The sequence below is a fragment of the Acinetobacter sp. WC-743 genome (assembly GCF_000335555.1).
GTDB classification, from domain to species: domain Bacteria; phylum Pseudomonadota; class Gammaproteobacteria; order Pseudomonadales; family Moraxellaceae; genus Acinetobacter; species Acinetobacter bereziniae.
Map to the genome: position 1 here is coordinate 126,446 of NZ_AMFQ01000090.1, position 20,052 is coordinate 146,497.

Annotated in this window: 20 protein-coding genes and 1 pseudogene; 2 read left to right on the forward strand and 19 right to left on the reverse strand. The window is 39.5% G+C overall.

The window, feature by feature from the left end; all coding sequences use genetic code 11:
• Positions 1-165: 165 nt before the first annotated feature.
• From ACINWC743_RS12800 to ACINWC743_RS12810, 3 genes are all read right to left on the reverse strand, one after another.
• On the reverse strand, positions 166-1,443 hold the full coding sequence (locus ACINWC743_RS12800) for an L-fuconate dehydratase (RefSeq protein ID WP_009585760.1): 1,278 nt from the start codon (positions 1,441-1,443) through the stop codon (positions 166-168).
• A 113-nt stretch (positions 1,444-1,556) separates the two neighbouring features.
• On the reverse strand, positions 1,557-2,399 hold the full coding sequence (locus tag ACINWC743_RS12805) for a fumarylacetoacetate hydrolase family protein (RefSeq protein WP_009585674.1): 843 nt from the start codon (positions 2,397-2,399) through the stop codon (positions 1,557-1,559).
• A gap of 26 nt (positions 2,400-2,425) precedes the next feature.
• Complete coding sequence (locus ACINWC743_RS12810) at positions 2,426-3,178, reverse strand: SDR family oxidoreductase (protein ID WP_009585768.1); 753 nt, start codon at positions 3,176-3,178, stop codon at positions 2,426-2,428.
• 128 nt (positions 3,179-3,306) lie between these two features.
• Between ACINWC743_RS12810 and ACINWC743_RS12815 the strand changes: the two genes are divergently transcribed.
• A complete protein-coding gene (locus tag ACINWC743_RS12815; RefSeq protein ID WP_009585687.1) occupies positions 3,307-4,029 on the forward strand; it encodes a FadR/GntR family transcriptional regulator in 723 nt (240 codons plus the stop codon).
• Positions 4,030-4,211: 182 nt separating this feature from the next.
• Here the strand turns inward: ACINWC743_RS12815 and ACINWC743_RS12820 are convergent, their stop codons facing one another.
• The 5 genes from ACINWC743_RS12820 to ACINWC743_RS12840 form a co-directional block, all read right to left on the reverse strand.
• Entirely contained in the window at positions 4,212-5,474 is a 1,263-nt protein-coding gene (locus ACINWC743_RS12820) for a carbohydrate porin (RefSeq protein WP_009585709.1), read from the reverse strand.
• A gap of 158 nt (positions 5,475-5,632) precedes the next feature.
• On the reverse strand, positions 5,633-6,637 hold the full coding sequence (locus ACINWC743_RS12825; RefSeq protein WP_009585774.1) for a transketolase family protein: 1,005 nt from the start codon (positions 6,635-6,637) through the stop codon (positions 5,633-5,635).
• A gap of 13 nt (positions 6,638-6,650) precedes the next feature.
• Positions 6,651-7,496 (reverse strand): transketolase, encoded by an 846-nt coding sequence (locus tag ACINWC743_RS12830; protein WP_009585723.1) that lies wholly within the window; start codon positions 7,494-7,496, stop codon positions 6,651-6,653.
• Between the two features lie 15 nt (positions 7,497-7,511).
• Positions 7,512-8,810 (reverse strand): MFS transporter, encoded by a 1,299-nt coding sequence (locus ACINWC743_RS12835; RefSeq protein WP_009585745.1) that lies wholly within the window; start codon positions 8,808-8,810, stop codon positions 7,512-7,514.
• 83 nt (positions 8,811-8,893) lie between these two features.
• Complete coding sequence (locus tag ACINWC743_RS12840; RefSeq protein ID WP_005031016.1) at positions 8,894-9,643, reverse strand: SDR family NAD(P)-dependent oxidoreductase; 750 nt, start codon at positions 9,641-9,643, stop codon at positions 8,894-8,896.
• Between the two features lie 180 nt (positions 9,644-9,823).
• On the opposite strand from ACINWC743_RS12840, the gene ACINWC743_RS12845 reads away from it, so the two are divergent.
• A complete protein-coding gene (locus ACINWC743_RS12845) occupies positions 9,824-10,705 on the forward strand; it encodes a LysR substrate-binding domain-containing protein (protein ID WP_085947562.1) in 882 nt (293 codons plus the stop codon).
• Positions 10,706-11,195: 490 nt separating this feature from the next.
• Here ACINWC743_RS12845 and ACINWC743_RS23915 read toward each other — a convergent pair.
• The 11 genes and pseudogenes from ACINWC743_RS23915 to ACINWC743_RS12895 all read right to left on the reverse strand — a co-directional run.
• A pseudogene (locus ACINWC743_RS23915) lies at positions 11,196-11,347 on the reverse strand (Fic family protein); the annotation flags it as partial.
• A gap of 12 nt (positions 11,348-11,359) precedes the next feature.
• Positions 11,360-12,532, reverse strand: coding sequence for an MFS transporter (locus ACINWC743_RS12850; protein ID WP_009585684.1), 1,173 nt, complete (start codon positions 12,530-12,532; stop codon positions 11,360-11,362).
• A gap of 75 nt (positions 12,533-12,607) precedes the next feature.
• Entirely contained in the window at positions 12,608-13,675 is a 1,068-nt protein-coding gene (locus tag ACINWC743_RS12855) for an ArsO family NAD(P)H-dependent flavin-containing monooxygenase (RefSeq protein ID WP_005312214.1), read from the reverse strand.
• A gap of 101 nt (positions 13,676-13,776) precedes the next feature.
• Entirely contained in the window at positions 13,777-14,730 is a 954-nt protein-coding gene (gene trxB / locus ACINWC743_RS12860) for a thioredoxin-disulfide reductase (protein ID WP_009585686.1), read from the reverse strand.
• A 17-nt stretch (positions 14,731-14,747) separates the two neighbouring features.
• Complete coding sequence (gene arsH / locus ACINWC743_RS12865; protein ID WP_000174605.1) at positions 14,748-15,452, reverse strand: arsenical resistance protein ArsH; 705 nt, start codon at positions 15,450-15,452, stop codon at positions 14,748-14,750.
• Between the two features lie 5 nt (positions 15,453-15,457).
• A complete protein-coding gene (gene arsB, locus ACINWC743_RS12870) occupies positions 15,458-16,501 on the reverse strand; it encodes an ACR3 family arsenite efflux transporter (protein WP_005312206.1) in 1,044 nt (347 codons plus the stop codon).
• Between the two features lie 7 nt (positions 16,502-16,508).
• Positions 16,509-16,982 (reverse strand): arsenate reductase ArsC, encoded by a 474-nt coding sequence (locus ACINWC743_RS12875; RefSeq protein ID WP_009585692.1) that lies wholly within the window; start codon positions 16,980-16,982, stop codon positions 16,509-16,511.
• A gap of 6 nt (positions 16,983-16,988) precedes the next feature.
• Positions 16,989-17,312, reverse strand: a complete 324-nt coding sequence (locus ACINWC743_RS12880) for a metalloregulator ArsR/SmtB family transcription factor (protein ID WP_009585764.1) — start codon at positions 17,310-17,312, stop codon at positions 16,989-16,991.
• Positions 17,313-17,371: 59 nt separating this feature from the next.
• Positions 17,372-17,806, reverse strand: a complete 435-nt coding sequence (gene arsC / locus ACINWC743_RS12885; RefSeq protein WP_005312198.1) for an arsenate reductase (glutaredoxin) — start codon at positions 17,804-17,806, stop codon at positions 17,372-17,374.
• Between the two features lie 167 nt (positions 17,807-17,973).
• Positions 17,974-19,803 carry a ferrous iron transporter B gene (feoB, locus tag ACINWC743_RS12890; protein ID WP_009585756.1) on the reverse strand — a complete coding sequence of 610 codons (1,830 nt, stop codon included), beginning with the start codon at positions 19,801-19,803 and terminating at the stop codon, positions 17,974-17,976.
• Positions 19,793-20,047, reverse strand: a complete 255-nt coding sequence (locus tag ACINWC743_RS12895) for a FeoA family protein (RefSeq protein ID WP_009585673.1) — start codon at positions 20,045-20,047, stop codon at positions 19,793-19,795. Before ACINWC743_RS12895 ends, feoB begins: the two co-directional genes overlap by 11 nt.
• Positions 20,048-20,052 lie beyond the last annotated feature (5 nt).

The following is a 20,052-nucleotide window of genomic DNA, read 5'->3' on the forward strand; positions in this document are numbered from 1 at the left end:
AAAACTCATCCACGATAAAACCACAAATCAGCGCGTTTTACTTTGTGAATCATGCCCTGTGATACTAGAGTCTAACTCTCGTGTATCAGGCTGGCTGATCTCACCGTATTTGCATGCTACATTTCTTTAGCATGAATCACTTTTGTCACTGAAAAATTCAGCCTATCAGCCCTTAAATCTATATTTCTCAATAGATGCTGGTTTCATTTCAATTGAGAAGCCTGCGAGAGTTGGAGGCATATAAGCTGCATTTTGAATCACACAAGGATCGATAAAGTGCTCATGCAAATGGTCCACGTATTCTGTGACACGACCTTCTTTGGAGGTTGAGAACCATAAATAATCAATCATAGAAAGATGCTGAACATATTCACACAGCCCTACACCACCTGCATGCGGACAAACTTTGAGTTTGTACTTTGCTGCCATGAGTAATACTGCTAGCACTTCATTGATTCCACCCATGCGACAAGCATCAATTTGAACAATATCAATCGCTTCACGCATAATAAATTGTTTAAACATGATGCGATTCTGGCACATTTCACCTGTCGCCACTTGAATCGGCTGAATCGCAAATCGGATTGCACGATGCGCTTCGACATCATCGGGTGAAGTCGGTTCCTCAATAAACCATGGATTGGAAAATGCCAGTTGCTTCACCCACTCAATAGCTTGCTCACGTTCCCAAATCTGATTGGCATCAATCATTAAGTGACGATCAGGACCAATGATCTCACGTGCAATTTTGACCCGACGTTTATCTTCCTCAACATCGCGACCTACTTTTAATTTGATATAGTTAAAGCCTTCATCCACAGCCTCTTGGCAAAGTCGCGCAAGTTTTTCATCGCTATACCCCAACCATCCTGCTGAAGTCGTATAACAAGGATAACCTTCTTCAAGTAAAGTTTTCTCACGTTGCGCTTTACCAATTTCATTCGACTTTAATAAGTTCAAAGCTTCATCAGGCGTAATACAGTCAGTTAAATAACGAAAATCAATACAGTTTACTAACTGTTCAGGGGTCATATCCGCAACCAGCTTCCAAACCGGTTTAGCTTCACTCTTTGCCCATAAATCCCAAATCGCATTCACCACTGCGCCAGTCGCTAAATGCATCGCACCCTTGTCTGGTCCAATCCAACGGAGTTGACTATCTGAAGTTAAATGTCGCCACATCAAGGCAGGATTTTTCTTAATCTCATCAATATCTAGACCAACCACCAGATGGCGCATCGCTTCAATTGCTGCACAGCAGATTTCATTACCACGACCAATGGTAAATGTGAGACCATGTCCTGTCAGCGCTGGACGATCCGTTTTTAAGATGACATAGGCAGCTGAATAATCTGGATCTGGATTCATCGCATCTGAACCATCCAATTGCTGTGAAGTGGGGAAACGAATATCCAATACTTCTAAATCCGTTATCTTTAACATTCCTATTCCTTTTTAAATGCTGAGCTTTTTTAAAGACAAGTCTTCCTAAGGCATCGAATTTAAATGCCTTGTTTGTGTTACTTAAAAATTAAATCTATTCAGATAAATCTGGCTTATTCAGCATTCACAACTTTCTGTCGTTGTTCGCCTAATCCCTCAATACCCAATCGCATCACTTGCCCTGCTTTTAAATACACAGGTGGCTTTTGCCCAAGCCCTACACCAGGTGGCGTACCCGTAGAGATCACATCACCGGCCTGTAAACTCATAAACTGGCTTAAATAACTCACAATGGTGGGTATATCAAAAATCATGGTATTGGTATTGCCATCTTGATAACGCTGACCATCCACCTCTAACCAAATTTTTAACTGATGTGGATTTTCGATCTCATCCTTGGTCACGAGCCATGGACCTGTTGGACCAAAAGTGTCGCAACCTTTGCCTTTGTCCCAAGTCCCTGTACCTTCAAGCTGAAATGCGCGCTCTGAAACGTCATTAATCACACAATAACCTGCAACATAGTCCATTGCCTGTTCTTTACTGATATAACGACCGTCTTTAGCAATAACGACACCCAACTCAACTTCCCAATCGGTTTTGAATGAATGCTTTGGAATTTCCACATCATCATTTGGTCCAACCACTGCACTGGTCCATTTATTGAAAACCACTGGTTCAGCAGGAACTTCTGCACCTGTTTCCGCAGCATGATCAGAATAATTCAAACCAATACAGATAAATTTACCAATATTACCCACACATGCACCAAGGCGCACATTCTCGGCAACCAAAGGCAGGCTCGATAGATCCAAATTTCGAATCTTATCTAACTCGGTGGCGAGCACCTGACCATTGATGTCTTGAACCACTGAAGACAAATCCCGAATTTGTCCCTGTGGGTCTAAGATTCCTGGCTTTTCTTGTCCTTTTACACCATATCTTAATAATTTCATTGTTCTATCCTAGATCTGTTTGAAAATTAATTTGACCAACCACCATCAATCATATTGATGGTTCCAGTTGTGAATGAGGATTCATCACTTGCCAGATAAAGCGCTAATGCGGCTATTTCTTCCGCTTTACCAACTCTACCCATCGGTTGGCGAGCAACAAACTGAGCATAGACTTCATCAATGGTTTTATTTTGCTCTTTGGCTTGGGTTTCAATACGATCATGTAGTGATGGAGAGTCTACAGTTCCCGGACAGATCGCATTGCAACGAATTCCTTGACCGATAAAATCTGCTGCGATCGATTTGGTCATACCAATAACTGCAGCTTTAGTGACACTATAAGAAAAGCGATTCGGTACACCTTTAATACTTGATGCCGCAGATGACATATTGATGATTGAAGCATTGGCACTTTTTAACATTGTGGGTAAAAAAGCCTGAATCATGTGGTACATCGAATCGACATTCATCGTAAAAGCACGCTGCCATTGTGTTTCATCACATTCTAAGATTGAACCTGCAGGAACCCAACCAGCACAATTGAACAACACATCAACTTGCTGATATTTTTTTGAAAATTCAATAATTTGCTGACGATTAGTAATATCTAAATATTCCACTTGGATATTGTCAGAATGGCTTTTGAGTTCTTCAAGCAGTTCTAAATTAATGTCCGTAGCAATGACCTTTGCGCCTTCTTTTGCAAAGCTTAATGCAGTGGCTCTACCAATTCCCTGAGCAGCTGCTGTAATCACACACGTTTTATTTATCAATCTCATTCCTTCGTCCCTGCTTTTTACTTTATACTATGGTAAATGCTAAATTGACTAGACCAATTAATTGGTCTAGTCAATTTAATTGATCAAAAGTGTTTTGGCAAGACCAATTTTTGTAAAAGTTGAAATTTATGACTCAAACTCGTCTCTATCAAAATATCTTTAATAAGATTCAAGATGATATAAAGAATGGAATTTATCAGTTAGGTTCAAAGTTACCGCCTGAACGCGATCTTGCGCAGCAGTTAGGTGTAAGTCGTACCTCAGTACGTGAAGCAATCATTGCACTTGAAGTGAATGGAATTGTTGAAGTAAAACTGGGGAGTGGCGTATATGTCATTAAAGATCAACAAGATCAGGCTTTAGAACAAACGGGTTTTAATACCAATATACATCCTTTGCTGATTCCTCATTTAAAAGAAGATTCCGCGGTTACGCCATTTGAAGTCTTAGAAGCCCGTTTGCAGATTGAGCCCTATCTTGCAGAACTGGCAGCAAAGCATCGTACGGATGAACAATTAGAAGAGATTAAAGAAGCATTTTTTATGAATGTTCGAGATAATTTAGAGCATTCTAGCGAGCATATTGGTGATCGTTTATTTCATATTCGTATTGCTGAAGCGAGTCAAAATAGCGCTTTTTCTTTTTTTCTGAAATATTTGCTCGGGAAACAATATACCGAGCTGTTCAGTCGTATGCGTAGTTTATATACTCCTGAAGATATGCCATTAAGATCTCAGCATGAACATCAAGAAATCATGGCAGCAATCCAGAGCCAAGATGGAGCAGCGGCATACAAAGCCATGCAAAAACATTTGCAGAATGTCATCAATATCTTTTCAAGGAAGGTTTAGGTTAAATATACTGATACTTGCGTAAGGCTATGTTACATAAAGCCTTTAAAGATAAAGTTTTTCCTAAGTTAATTAAATTTAAAATCACTAAAGACCTCATTAATTTAATTCTCCAAACGATTTAATACGCTGCTGTTCTTAGCAAAACCTAAAAACAGCTTTTTAAATGGGTGAAGGTATTTTTAAAAAATAATTTTCGAGCTTAAGCCCAGCACTAAAGCATTATCAACATAATTCGTTGCTCCAGGATTGATTACATATTGAATATTAGGTCTAAGCATCAACCACTTCATTGGGAAATATGAATAGTTCAACTCAATATTATATTCAGCATCTTTATTAATGCCTTGGCGTGTTTGACTGTAACGATCACTAACATCAACTCTATTTACAGCAAAACCAACAATATCATTAGGATAATTATTTAAAAGTCCAACATATTTCAAACCAATTTGTTGCATATTTTCAACTTTGTTAGTGGCTTGATCATGAAAACTGAAGTTCATAAAAGTATACAGCCCTTGCTGAATTGAGTTTTTTGAGGTTAATTGTTGTTCTACCCCCCCCCACATCCCATATGTGTGAGATTCAGGCTCTCCTGTTACGATGTCTTTTTGGTTTTTGAGATCGTCAGCTGTATTATAAAATGCACCTATACGATAAATTCCAGCTAAGTTATTAATCATCTGTTTAGGCTGCCAGACAAGCTCAATAGGCATATTGACACCATCGACATCTTTTGTATCCAAATTCCACCCTTCACTTTCTTCCAAGTTTTTTGGGTTATATTCGAATACACCAAATTGTATAAAGACCTCAGGGTTAAAACTATATTTAGACATTACAGCCCATTGGCTTACAGGTGCATTAATCCATTTACTGCCTTGCCATTTCCCCATTTGTGCACCGCAAAAGGAATTATTTTGAAAGTCGCAAGACATCACATTGAAATAGGTTCCCATGGCAAAACGCCCAACTCGAATACTAGTAGCTGCGTTACTGAATTTTTTTTCGATCGAGAGTTCTGCAAGCCTTGTACCCGAATTACCTCGACCATAATTTGCCTGTACATTGGCCAATTGTGGTGCTTGCGGATCAGAAATCTGTTCTACTGATACGCTCTGCCCTTGTCTTGCCATCATTAATGCTCGAACACTTACCCCCTCCAAATTTATCAATTTTTCTAAATCCAAAGTTGAACCGAGTGAAAATTGACTAACATAAGTCGGGGCTTGTCTTGGTTTATATCCACCATCAGCTAAATAAGCAATGTCGAGATTTAAGCCACTATCAAATTTAATCCCTTCATTCTCTAGCTGGGTTCTTGAACCATTCCAATCCCCAGTCAAATTTGTTCGATTCACATCGAATAAGTTCGATGCAAAACAAGCTGTATTTGTTCCAATAAATACACCAAGGAGACATAAAAAATTACTTTTGTTCATTGCACAATCCCTGCAAATTTTGAATATAAGTTTCCCTAAACAGCCAATTAAATAAGCTATTTTGAACAGTTAAATGGCTTAAAAGTGGTAGGATAAAATTAGGGCATGGCTAGACTCCTGTCGTACACCATGCTCAATTCACTAACAGTTGGACTCTCTTAGGTTAAGTGATTTTTGATTTTTGCTTTAACTGCTTCTGTAGAAATACCATAACGATCATGTAGTGTGGGTAATGCGCCTGCCTCTAAAAATGCATCAGGTAAACCAATCATATCAAAACGTGGATGTTGCCCATTTCTTAATAGTAAGGTTCCAACTGCTTCACCTAACCCCCCAACTACAGAATGATTTTCAGCAGTAAGTACAGACCGTCCTCCTTTTGCAACTTCTGCTAAAATCGTTTCTTCATCAAGAGGCTTGATGGTTGGAACATGTAGAACTGAAACCTCAATTCCCTCTTTTTCAAGCTCTTCAGCGGCCTCAAGCGCACGCATAGTCAGTAATCCAGTAGAGATAATCAAGAGATCTTTACCTGGCTTAATGACTTGGGCCTTACATAATTTAAATTGGTAGTTATATTTATCCAATACCAATGGAACTTGACCACGCAACAAGCGCATATAAACAGGACCTTGATGAGCAGCAATCTGTGGAATAGCCTGCTCAATTTCCAAGGCATCACATGGATCAATGATCATTAGGTTTGGCATTCCACGGAAAATGGCAATATCTTCTGTTGCTTGGTGACTTGGTCCATATCCTGTAGTTAAACCAGGAAGGGCTGCTACAATTTTCACATTCAGATTATCTTCGGCAATCGCCATACAGATAAAATCGTAAGCTCGACGTGAAGCAAATACAGCATAAGTCGTGGCAAAAGGAACAAAGCCTTCTCGAGCTAATCCAGCAGCAGCACTCATCAGAAGTTGTTCTGCCATTCCCATTTGAAAGAACTTGTGTGGATTTTGATTCGCGAAAATATGTAGATCTGTATATTTAGATAGGTCTGCTGATAATCCAACAATATCATCACGCTCTTTCGCTAGCGCATTTAAAGCATGTCCAAATGGTGCAGGCTTGGTTGGTTGCCCTTCTGCAGCAATCGAAGCAATCATGGCAGACGTTTTTAATTTTTTCTTAGGAGAGTTCGCTAATTGGCTCATGGATCTAAACTCCTTATTTGCCGTAATGAGTTAATATATTTAAAGCTTCATCCCATTCGCGTTCATCTACCCGAATAAAATGTGTTTTTTCTCGGCTTTCCAAAAAGGAAACACCTTTACCCATTTTGGTATCGCAAATGATGACTCTCGGACTTATACCTTTATAATTTCTTGCATTATCAAAAGCTTCGAGTAAAGCTTTCATGTCATTACCATCTACGCGCTGTGTATACCAACCAAAAGACTGCCAACGATCTACAATCGGTTCAAAAGCTAGAATTTCACTTGAATGCCCATCGGCTTGCTGACTATTCACATCAATAATTGCAATTAGATTATCTAATTTCCAATGTGAAGCCGACATGACAGCTTCCCATGTAGAGCCCTCATTGAGCTCACCGTCTGAGAGGAAGTTATAAACAAAAGATTCTGATTTCTTTTGCTTTAATCCGAGGCAAGCGCCTACCGCAATGCCTAAACCATGACCCAATGAACCACCTGTGATTTCCATACCAGGGGTATACGTTGCCATGCCTGACATAGGTAAACGACTGTCATCAGAACCATACGTTTCTAGTTCTTCTAATGGAATAACTTTTGCTTCGATCAAAGCAGCATATAAAGCAATGGCATAATGACCTATTGAAAGATAAAAGCGGTCTCGTCCTTCCCACTCAGGATTCTCAGGCTGATATTTCATTGCATGAAAATAAGAAACTGCAAGTAGATCAGCTGCACCTAAGGCCTGTCCAACATAACCTTGGCCCTGTACTTGTCCCATACGTAATGCATGTTGACGAATGTTATATGCTCGTTGCTGTAGTTCAGCAATACGAGCTTTTTTATTAATATTTGACATAATTAACTTCTCTTATTAACAATTAACCAGTTTTGCTGGAACGCGCAGTACTAGGCTAGCTCCGACAACTAAGACTGCTGTAATTAAGAACATACCTATGGCATTCGAACCTGTATTGGTGGTAATCCATCCGATGAGAAACGGAGAACAAAATCCAGCGAGATTGGCAAAACTATTGATTCCAGCAATACCAGCAGCAGCTGAAACACCACCTAAAAAGTTTGTTGGCAACATCCAAAATAAAGAAGATGCGGTGAGTACTCCTGATGCCGCAATACATAAACAAATCAACGATAAAATTAGATTTGAAGCAAACAATGTTGCAAATGTCAGTGCAACGGCACCCGTACACATTGGAATAATTAAATGCCAGCGACGCTCTCTAAAGTGATCTCCGCTACGACCTGCTAACAGCATTACAACTATGGCACACATATAAGGTAGACTGGTCAACAAGCCAATATGCCAGTTGTCACTAATACCCGAGTTACGAATTAATGTCGGCAACCAGAAAGTAATTGCATATTGTCCCATTACGACACAAAAGTAGATTCCAGCTAGTAACCACAAGCGTTTATCACTAATGAAGTCTTTAATACTGCTATGCCCTTCTTTCTGTTGATTATCTTGAGCAATTTCTTGTTGGACTAAATTCTTTTCAGCACTCGTTAACCAATGTGCATCTTGAACAGAATCTTTTAGAACTGCGAGGACTAACAAACCAACAACCACTGTAGGTATAGCTTCAAGCACAAACATCCATTGCCAGCCATGCCATCCTTGCACATTGTTCATTTGATCCATGATTAAGCCAGACAAAGGGCCGCCAATCATTCCAGAAATGGGAATTGCAATAAACCACAGCACAGTCATACGGGCCCGACGATAAGATGGGAACCAATATGTAAGATAAAGTAATAAACCTGGTGCTAATCCAGCTTCAGCAACACCAAGTAAGAAGCGTAAGGTATAGAATTGCCACTCTGTTTCAACAAATGCAAAACAGCCTGACAAAATACCCCATGTAATCATGATTCGGGCAATCCAACGTCGAGCACCAACTTTATGCAGCACAATATTGCTAGGTACTTCACATAAGAAATATCCTATAAAGAAAATACCTGCGCCAAGTCCATAAACAGCTTCACTAAACTGTAAATCACTCATCATTTGAAGTTTGGCAAAACCAACATTTACACGATCTAAGTAAGCACAAAAATAACAAAGCATTAAAAATGGCATCAGCCGAAATGCAATTTTTCGATATGCAGATTTACGAATAGCATCTGTATCAGATGAAAATACGGTATCCATCATGCGAGTCCCTTTACATTTGACCACAATATCCTCTCGTGACCATGTCTCTATTTTAAATTTTCTAATACTAATACTGAGTTTTAGTGAATCAGCATTCCGCCATTTACGTCTAGAGTTACACCTGTTAAATAGGCTGATAGATCACTAGCTAAAAATAACGCTGCATTAGCAACATCTTGTGCTTTACCTAAGCGACCCAGTGGAATGCCTGTAAGAATGTCATGAAGACGATCATCATTCATTAAACCACCCGTAATGTCTGTTTGAATAAGACCTGGTGTAAGTGAGTTGACACGAATATTATCTGCACCAAACTCGCGAGCCATCGCTTTAGCTAAACCTAAAACCCCTGCTTTGGCAGCGCTGTAGTGTGGACCACCAAAAATACCACCACCTCGTTGTGCCGAAACGGATGATAAGCACACGATACTTCCTCCACCGTTTTCTTTCATTGCGGGAATTACAGCCTGAGACATAATAAGCGTTCCACGCAGACTGACATCCAAAATACGGTCATAATCATTACGTTTGATATCTAATGTTTTTACAGGTTGGGTAATGCCTGCATTATTGACCAAAATATCAATTTTTCCGTAGTATTGAAGGGCTTGTTCCACAGCAGCGTGTGCTTGTTCTTCATTTGCAACATTTGCTGCTAGACCTAAATGACCTTCGCCCAATGCTTTAGCTGCATGCTGGCTTTGCGCAAGATCTAGATCAACAATAATGACTTTGGCTCCTTGCTGTGCAAAGATTTCTGCTGTTGCACGACCAATACCACGTTCAGATGCTGCACCTGTGATTAACGCTACTTTTCCTTGTAGTAACATGTATATTCCTCTTTTCTTCAACATATTCATTCATCGCTAGATTCTCTTTTTTCACAGTGAGCAGCAATAAGGTTAAACTCAACTAGGCATGAATTTTATTCATGCCTATGATATTTTTAGTTGAGATATGAAAGAAAAATGGAATTTTAAATGAATAATACTGAAAAAAATTACAATCAAATGCCTGCAATAAAAACTTTACAAGCATTTGAGCAAACTGCTCGCTTAGGGAATGTGGCAAAGGCAGCAGAGATCCTGAACCTTACGCCCTCTGCTATCAGTCATCAAATCGCAAAACTAGAAGAAATGATTGGTCAAAGCTTATTTATAAGAGGTGCACGAGGAGTGACTTTAACGCCTTCTGGTGAGCGTTATTATCAAGATGTAACCGCTATCTTGCATAATCTGATGTTAGCGACTGAACAAGCATCGGATAACAGTCCAAAAGATAGTTTATACATCCATTCTTCACCAAGCTTTGGACTTCTGTGGTTACTGCCAAGATTGGAATCATTTAAAGAACTATATCCTCTCATTCAGGTGAATTTATCTTGCTCTTATGAAAACCTTCATTTCACACGAGATAAAATTGATATTGATATTCGTCATGGTATTCCGAATTGGACAGGAGTCGAAATTAGAACAGTTCGAAGTGAAAAATTAGAAGTTCTTGCCTCCCCCAAATTACTTGAGCGCAGCCCAGTTTCTAAGCCTAAAGAGTTACTAAAAAAAGAATTAATTTTATCGAAGTCCACTCTCGTTACATGGCCCCAATGGTTTGCACATCAAGGGTTAAGCATTCCTGAATTTCCTTATACTTTTAGTTTTGATCGCTCATACATGTCACTTGAAGCTGCAACTCATGGGCTTGGATTCGTCCTAGAAAGCAATTTACTTACCCAAAATTATCTAGATTCAGGAAAACTTGTCAAAGTCTTTCCTGATGACTTCTCCGTACCAATATCTGCCCACCATTTAGTTTATCCACGTACCCATGAGAACATTCTCAAAGTGAACCATTTTTTAAACTGGATTGGTGACGAAATCATTAAAGATAAGTAATAAGCAGAGAATCTACTCTAGATAGATAATAATCAAATAACCATCTATCACTAGAGAACTTCAATTCGTACCCTTTAATAAATCCCCATAGAACCTACTTTGTCACGCCTAAAAATCACTATCAGAATCAAAATTTTAATTAGGTTTACAAATTCTATCTTTTGAGTATGACTATAGATTTTAAAATAAAGCACGTATAATCCGCACTCTGCTTTTTTCATCTTTTCAGGTTTACTTTATGTCTGAGCTCCAATCTCTAACTCCCCGTATTTCGGTCGCTCCGATGATGGATTGGACCAGTAAAATTTTATTTTTAATTTAAATCAAAAACTTATTAGAAATTTTAAAATTTTTAGGCGTAAAATAGGCGCAAATAAAGTCCATATTTCGTCCAATTTCACTATACTATTATTTTAATTTTAAGCGCTCGTTTATTAATCAATATAGTAGCATTTAGCTCATTTTATCTCAACTCTACACCTAAATTTGATCATTTCAACCTATAGCGTTGCTTCGGACTTTTCGGCTTATCTGGAATAGTGCATTTGACCAAACCAACTTCTATTGCAGGATTCAAATAATTCTTTGGAATGTTACTCGATGGGTTAATCCGACCAATTGGATCAACTCAGCCAAAGTATAGCCTGCTACTTCTTAGACCTGCTGAATGGGTAATTTCAACGTGCCAAGCAATGCGATAAAAACTAACGTAGTTAAAATTATCAATAAGATATTGACTCCCCACTTTTCAAGAATAAATGCAGAGATGAGAGGGCCAAAAGCCAATGCAATCATGATAGGCCGACCTAATAAGCCCATTCTGGTTGCATAGCCTTCTCGCCCAAATAAGGCAAGAGGTAATGTGCCTCGAATAATAGTGAGAATACCATTGCCTGCGCCATATAAAGCCGCGCCAAGCAAGGCTAAGGCATATCCATCCGTAAACAAAAAAATGATGCCAAAGAAACTAATCAATACTCCAACACGACTCGACCAACTTGGATGTAAGTTTTTAAACAAAGAGAACTCAAGCAGTCTCGCAATGATCTGCGCTGGACCAATCATCATCCCGATCGCAAGGGCTGTTGATACACTAAAACCAATGGTTTTTAGCATCGATAATAAATGAACTGAAATTGTCGCCACAACAAAAGATTGTACCGTCAAAATAACGGCTACCAACATAAAGAGTCGATTACCTTCTTTGTGTAGATTGGTTTGGCTATTGAGTTCTTTAGCATGAGCTTCCGTGCTTTGTTCTTCTCTAGGAAGTAAAAAGTAATGCAACGGTAAACCAAGCAGCAGATGAAATAATGCAAGAATGAAGCAAGTAATTCTCCAACCGTATAAGCCTTCTAAAAATACGATGAGCGCCCATCCGATAGTACTGGCTAAGCCACCTAATAGTGTTACTCCTACTATCGCTGTTTTTGCATCTTGACCAAGTAATCGCCCCAAGGTTGAAAATGCAGCATCATATAAGCCAAAAGCCATACCAATACCGAGCATTGTCCATGCAAAATAATAAACCAATAGATGAGAGGAAAGCCCTAAACATAACAGTCCGATAGCGAAGAATATTGAACTAATAGAGAGTGCTTTTCTTCCACCAAATTGCTCGATAAACCGTCCAACTTTTGGAGAGCAAATACCTGTAACAATAAATCCCCAAGACAATCCTGCAATCACTAAAGTTAGAGACCATCCTGTGTCTTTGGCAATAAGATTAGCCAGTACTGCGGGTAGATAAAATGTAGAGCTCCACGCAAGAATCTGTGTGAAGCCCATAACAGCAATGAGTTTATATTTTCTTGAATGAAGTAACATCACAATAAAGAAGTACCCATAAAGTATTGAGGGGTAATGCAAACCTTTCTATACACTGCCTTAAATGCATAGCTCTTAAACATTAGCCAAATAAGCATATATTTGATCTACCGCTGCTCTTGCTGTTCTAGAAACCCCAATGAGTGTAGCGGATGCCATGCCTGTCCACTCCCCATAGCCAACCAACCAAAGGTTATTTACTTTTATTGAGCGTCCATCATTCACATCAACCGTCTGATCAGGTTTGACAACATCCAGACTTCTTAAGTGATCCAGTGAAGCCTTGAATCCTGTACACCAAATTACAGCATCTACCGCTTGTCTTGTACCATCAGCCCAAACAACGGAATGCTCCTCAAATGAGGTAAAGGGTTCTCGACTATGTAGTACGCCACGTTCACGTGCCTCTTTGACACTGTCTATCATGACAATATCACCCAGACCACCAACGGGTTGATCAATCACACGACCTTCCTGTTGAGCTTTTAAACGTTCAGTTGCCCGAAGAAACAAGACCCGCCCATCAACGTCATCTGATAAAAATTGAGGTGGTGTTGCTGTGACCCAAGTGGTATCTGCAACCTTTGAGACTTCGGCAAGAATTTGTGCCCCTGAGTTACCACCACCAACTACGATCACTTTTTTATTAATAAAAGGATCTGGATTCACATAATGTGCTGAATGCGTTTGTAATCCTTCAAATCGTTCACGTCCTTTATAATGCGGAATATAAGGCTGACTCCATGTCCCTGTAGCACTGACCACCGCTTTAGCTCGCCAATATTGATCGCCAGCATACACGTCTAAGTAGCCATCTTTTTGTTCGATATGATCGACATGAACTGGTCGAATAATCGGAAATTGATAGCGTTGCTCATATGCCGACAAGTAGTCAATCACTTCATTTCGCGTTGGGTAGGTTTGTTCAGTTGTTGGCATCATCCAACCTGACAAAGAGCTCCAAGTATTTGGAGAAAAAAGACGAAGCGATTCCCAAGCATGTGACCATGCACCGCCCGCCTGAGATTGATCATCTAAAATAATAAATGGAATTTTCTTACGTTTGAGGAAATAAGCTGTAGCAAGTGCTGCCTGACCACCACCAATAATGACTACATCGACTTCAGCTTGTAATTGAGTCAAAGTATATCTCCTATTATTTATTGTCATAATCAAAATTTAACGCCCAGTCTGCAATAGACTGGGCGTATTTCATACAGTTTTCAAGCGTTTAAATGAGCCTTTCAATTGCTCAATTGATCAAGATACTTTTCGGCATCCAAAGCTGCCATACAACCTGAGCCTGCCGAAGTAATTGCTTGGCGATAAATGCTGTCAGCAACGTCACCCGCAGCAAATACCCCAGCCACAGAAGTTGCTGTTGCATTGCCTGAAGTACCACTTTGTACTTGAATGTAACCATCACGTAGAGTGAGTTGACTGTCAAACATACCTGTATTCGGTTTGTGACCAATAGCAACAAATAAGCCCTGAACTTCAACATCTTGTATGCTTTCGTCCAAAGTTGACTTCAAGCGAACTGAAGTAACACCAGTATTATCACCTAAGACTTCATCAACTTGCTTATTCCAAAGAATACTAATTTTGCCTTCTTTTTCTTTGGCAAAAAGATGATCTTGTAGAATTTTCTCTGAACGTAAACTGTCTCTACGGTGAACTAAGGTGACATGTTCAGCAATATTAGAAAGATAAAGTGCTTCTTCAACTGCTGTGTTACCACCACCCACGACCATGACTTTTTGATTCTTATAAAAGAAACCATCACAAGTTGCACATGCGCTGACACCTTGACCCATGAATTTAGCTTCAGATTCAAGACCCAAGTATTGTGCTGTCGCACCTGTTGCAATAATCAGTGCATCACAAGTAAATTCTTCCATGTCACCTTTAAGCACAAATGGACGGACGCTTAAATCAACTTCATTAATGTGGTCATACACAATCTCTGTGCCAAAGCGTTCAGCATGGGCTTGCATTCGTTCCATAAGTGCAGGACCAGTTAAACCTTCTGGGTCGCCTGGCCAGTTATCTACCTCAGTGGTCGTTGTTAATTGACCACCAAGTTGTATACCTGCAATCAATGTGGGTTTTAAGTTTGCGCGTGCTGCATATACAGCGGCACTATAACCCGCAGGTCCTGAACCTAAGATCACTAATTTAGAATGTCTCTTTTGCATTTCTGATCACCTAAAGTTTATAAGCTACGTTGATTGACACGCTTAGATAATTCTTCTGCCGACTCTTTTCGCTCTGAATAACGGTCTGTGAGGTACTGACTTTGCCCACGAGTGAGCAAGGTGAACTTATATAGTTCTTCCATGACATCGACAATTCGATCATAGAAGGATGAAGGTTTCATCCGTCCATCTTCTTCAAACTCTAAAAAAGCTTTTGGAATAGAGGATTGGTTCGGAATAGTGATCATACGCATCCAACGGCCTAAAATACGCATCTGGTTTAGGCTGTTAAAAGACTGTGAACCGCCACTGACCTGCATCAATGCCAAAGTTTTTCCTTGCGTTGCGCGAATCGCACCACCTGCCAATGGAATCCAATCAATTTGCGATTTGAAAATTGAACTCATTGAGCCGTGACGTTCAGGTGAGCACCACACCATTCCTTCTGCCCAAGCGAGTAAATCATGCAACTCTTTAACCTTTGGATGTTCAGTGTCCGCATCTTCAGGTAAAGGCAGCCCTTTAGGATGAAAGATTTTTACTTCGGCACCAAACTGCTCCAAGATACGTCCTGCTTCCATTACGGCCAATCGGCTGTATGAACGCTCACGGTTAGAACCATACAGCAGTAAAATACGCGGTGGATGATCCAACTCTTTAGCTTGTACTTTTTCTAAAGTAGGTTGATCCAAAAGATTCATATCTACATTTGGGAGAGTCATAGAAATTACACCTCTGCTTTAAAAAACTTTTTTCTGAGCCATAAAGACACGCTAACTAAAGCAATCAACACAGGCACTTCAACCAGTGGGCCAATTACAGTGGTAAACGCCACAGGTGAGGCTAAACCAAAAGTTGCAATCGCTACAGCAAGTGCCAATTCAAAGTTATTTCCCGTAGCAGTAAAAGAAATTGCTGTGGTTTTAGGATAATCGTTCCCCATCCATTTGCTCATGAAGAAGCTGATGAAGAACATGACAATAAAGTAAATGGTCAATGGAATCGCAATACGCAAGACATCCATCGGTAAGCTCACCACATCGTTCCCTTTCAGGCTAAACATCGCCACAATCGTGAACAATAAAGCCAGTAGACTCAGTGGACTAATCTTAGGTAAGAAGACATTTTGATACCAAGCCAAACCTTTAGCACGAACTAAAATGAATCGGGTCATAAAGCCAAGAAAAAATGGAATCCCTAAATACACCAGTACCGCATGGGTAATCGTCCAGAAATCCACATTGATCACTTGCCCTGCAACACCAAAATACGGTGGTAAGAAGGTCAAGAACAACCAAGCATAGGTACTGAAAAATAAAATTTGGAAGATACTGTTAAAGGCCACCAATGCAGCAACATATTGGTTATCCCCACAGGCCAAACCGTTCCACACCAAGACCATCGCAATACAACGAGCCAGTCCTATCAGGATTAAGCCTGTCATATACTCTGGATAGCTATGTAGAAAAATAATGGCTAATGCAAACATCAATACTGGTGCTATCACCCAGTTCTGTACCAAAGACAAAGTTAAGGTTTTTTTGTCTTTAAACACTTGTGGTAGCGCTGCATAATCCACTTTTGCCAAAGGTGGATACATCATCAAAATCAAACCAATCGCAATTGGAATATTGACGGAATCCACACTCATTTTATCCAATGCCACTGAGGCTTGTGGAAAGAACACACCGATCGCAATTCCCAACCCCATCGCAATGAAAATCCATAGCGTGAGGTTACGATCTAAAAATGACAGTCTTTGTTGAGCCATGATGTTCTCATTCAATATCTGAGATGTGATTGATTGCAGCAATCAATTCAGAACGAGACATATGCGCTGTATCCAGTGCCAACAATGCATCTAAACGACGATTGATATGGTCTACAGTCACTTGGAATGCTTTTAGTTTTTCTTCTTTAGGTAAGTCTAAGTGTGATGGATCAGCCAAGCCCCAATGTGCCTTGATCGCTCCACCCAAATAAAGCGGACACGCTTCTTGCGCTGCTGAATCACACACGGTAATCACCACATCAGGCTGATATTGTTCACAATCATCAATGGTTTTGCTCCACAAACCATCGGTCGAAAGCCCTAAGTTTTCTAACGTTTCAATGGTCAATGGATGTACCTGTCCAGATGGCTTACTGCCTGCACTGTACGCTTTCCAACTTGCAGGCGCACGACTGTTAAACAGCACTTCAGACAAAATGCTACGGCAACTATTTCCAGTACACAAAAAAAGGAATTTCATAATCTATTACTCACAATAACTATTTATAGGAAACATATTGGTATCGACCACAACTTGATTGGGTGATGTTTTTTGTAAAGTGCCTAGAATTTCAAAACACCAAGCTGGTAGTTGTGGATTAATGCTGTAGTACACCCATTGGCTTTGTCGTCTGTCCTGCAACAATCCTGAAGAACGTAATAACGCCAAATGCCTCGAAATCTTGGGTTGGCTCAGTTGTAGCTTTTCTGTCAGATCACAGACACAGAGTTCTTTATTCTCAGCAATTAAAGTCACGATATTGAGACGGGTTTCATCTGATAAACATTTAAAAAAATTAACTTGATCCATCTTTGCTACCTATTTATTCATTTGGATATACAGATAATCATATACAAAAATTAAATTTTTTAATTTACTCTCTGACCATTTTCATCAATCACTTGTTCACCATCTTCTTTAGTGAAAGCACCCTTTTGCGGTAATGGCAAAATATCCAAAACCACTTCTGACGGGCGGCTTAAGCGAGTGCCTAGTTCAGTCACCACGAATGGACGGTTAATCAAAATTGGATACTGAAGCATAAAGTTAAGCAATTGATCTTCAGTCCAATCCTCTTGATCAATTCCTAAATCTGTATATGGAGCAACATTTTTACGAATCGCTTCTCTCACTGTTAAACCCGCATCCGCAATCAGCTGAATAAGCTCACTTTTAGATGGCGGATTGACAAGATATTCAATAACTTCAGGTTCAATATTGGCATTACGAATTAATGCCAATGTATTACGTGATGTACCACATTCAGGGTTGTGATAAATTTTAACGTTTGGAGTAGCAGACATTTGCTCAAACTCAACAGGATCTTTAAATATATTTATATACGAATAAACATATATATGCAATTCCCAATATACCCATTTTCATAATAAAACTTCTACTTCAAAATTCTAACTTTAATTAAGAAGATACAAACAGCGATAATTTCACCGCTGTTCGATTTTCAACTTAACTATATGCGGCTAGCAATCTGATACGTAACAAAAGAGAAGAAATATGCTAGTGAAAACAGATAGGTAGCCATAGTAATTGGTTGTTTCCAACTACCTGTTTCACGCTTGATTGTTGCTAATGTTGCAAGACAATGAGGTGCAAAAATAAACCAAACCAAGAGTGATAAGCCTGTTGCAAGTCCCCATCCATCAGGCCCAGAAATTTGACTGAGCAGAGTTTGTGTGACTGTATCTTCATCCCCAGACATAGCGTAAATCACACCTAATGCAGCAATAATTACTTCACGGGCTGCCATTGCAGGAATGAGCGCAATACAAATTTCCCATGTAAAGCCGATTGGGGCAAAAATAGGGTGAATGATGTGCCCCAATTGCCCTGCTAGGCTGTAATTAATTGCAGGCATTGTGGCGTTATCTGGTGGCTGAGGGAATGTCACGAGTACCCATAACAAAATTGATAAAGCGACAATAATTCCACCAACTCGCTTTAAGAAAATTGTTGCTCTGTCATATAGGCCTAATGCAACATTTCTAATATCTGGTAAACGGTAAGTTGGTAATTCAAAAATAAAAATGCTTTCAGTTTTATCTTTTCGAACTAACTTTAAAAATAAAGAAACCAATAGCGCAGATATGATTCCTGACATGTAAAGTCCAAACAGGACTAAACCTTGTAAGCTGAGCCACCCATAAACCAACTTATTAGGAATGAACGCGGCTATTAATAAAGCATATACAGGTAGTCGAGCAGAACATGTCATTAATGGCGCAATCATAATCGTTGCTAAACGATCTCGTTCAGAGCTAATACTTCTTGTTGCCATGACTCCGGGAATAGCACAAGCGAAACTGGAAAGTAATGGAATGAATGAACGACCGCTTAACCCTGCTTTAGACATAAGTTTGTCTAATAAGAAGGCTGCTCTTGGCAAATAACCCGATTCCTCTAAGATCAAAATAAAGAAGAAAAGGATAAGAATTTGAGGCATATAGGCTAGAACGCTGCCTGCACCCGCAATCACACCATCAACAATCAAACTTCTTAATAGTGGATGCGAAATCAAGGGGCCAATTGCACCACTTAGCCAAGTAATTGAGTCTTCAATAAAAGCAATGAAAGGCTGTGCCCAAATAAAAACGGCCTGAAACATGACAAACATGGTCAGCGTTAAAATTAGTAGGCCAAAGACAGGATGTAAAAATATTTTGTCTAAAAATGCAGTTCGTTTATCACCACTGTCATTTTTTAAAATAACTTGCTTAGTAATGTATTTAATCTGATCAAAATGATTTAGCTCAGAATGATAAGGTGCAACAAATAGATTTTTTTGATCTAACTGCGTTAATAGCTCCTGAATCCCTTTTGTTTTCACAGCGATGGATTCAACAACAGGCACTCCTAAAAGTTGTGATAGTTTTGAGGTGTCAATTGAAATTCCACGTTTTTTTACTTCATCCATCATATTCAAGACGAGTAACATCGGTCTATTTAACGCTCTGACCTCTAGTACTAGGCTTAAATGAAGGTGAAGATTTGTAGCATCAACAACACAAACAAAAATGTCAGGTAATACTTCACCTTTTAGCTCACCGAAGCAGACAGCTCTTGTTACTTCTTCATCTAAGCTACTTGGTTTTAAACTATAAGTCCCGGGCAAATCCAATACTCGAACAGTGTCTCCTGAAGGTAACTTAAAGAAACCTTCCTTACGTTCAACAGTCACACCTGCATAGTTTGCAACTTTTTGCCGAGTACCAGTAAGGGTGTTAAACAGTGAGGTTTTACCACAATTGGGATTACCAATGAGTGCAATATTTTTAGTGTTCATTGACAATCTCTACAAAAATTCGTTCAGCTTCATTTTTTCTTAGGGCAAAGCGCGATGTTTCAATTTGGACTAAGATCGGATCACCACCGAATAGACCTTTTTCGAGGACTTGCAGCGATTCACCAACTCTAAAACCCAGTAACTCAAGCCTTTCAAGTACAGGATCGTTGTTGCTGTATTGTTCCCCTTTTTTGAGATCAATAATTTTTGCAAACTGATTAGGTTTCACTTGAAATAAGTTCATGATTA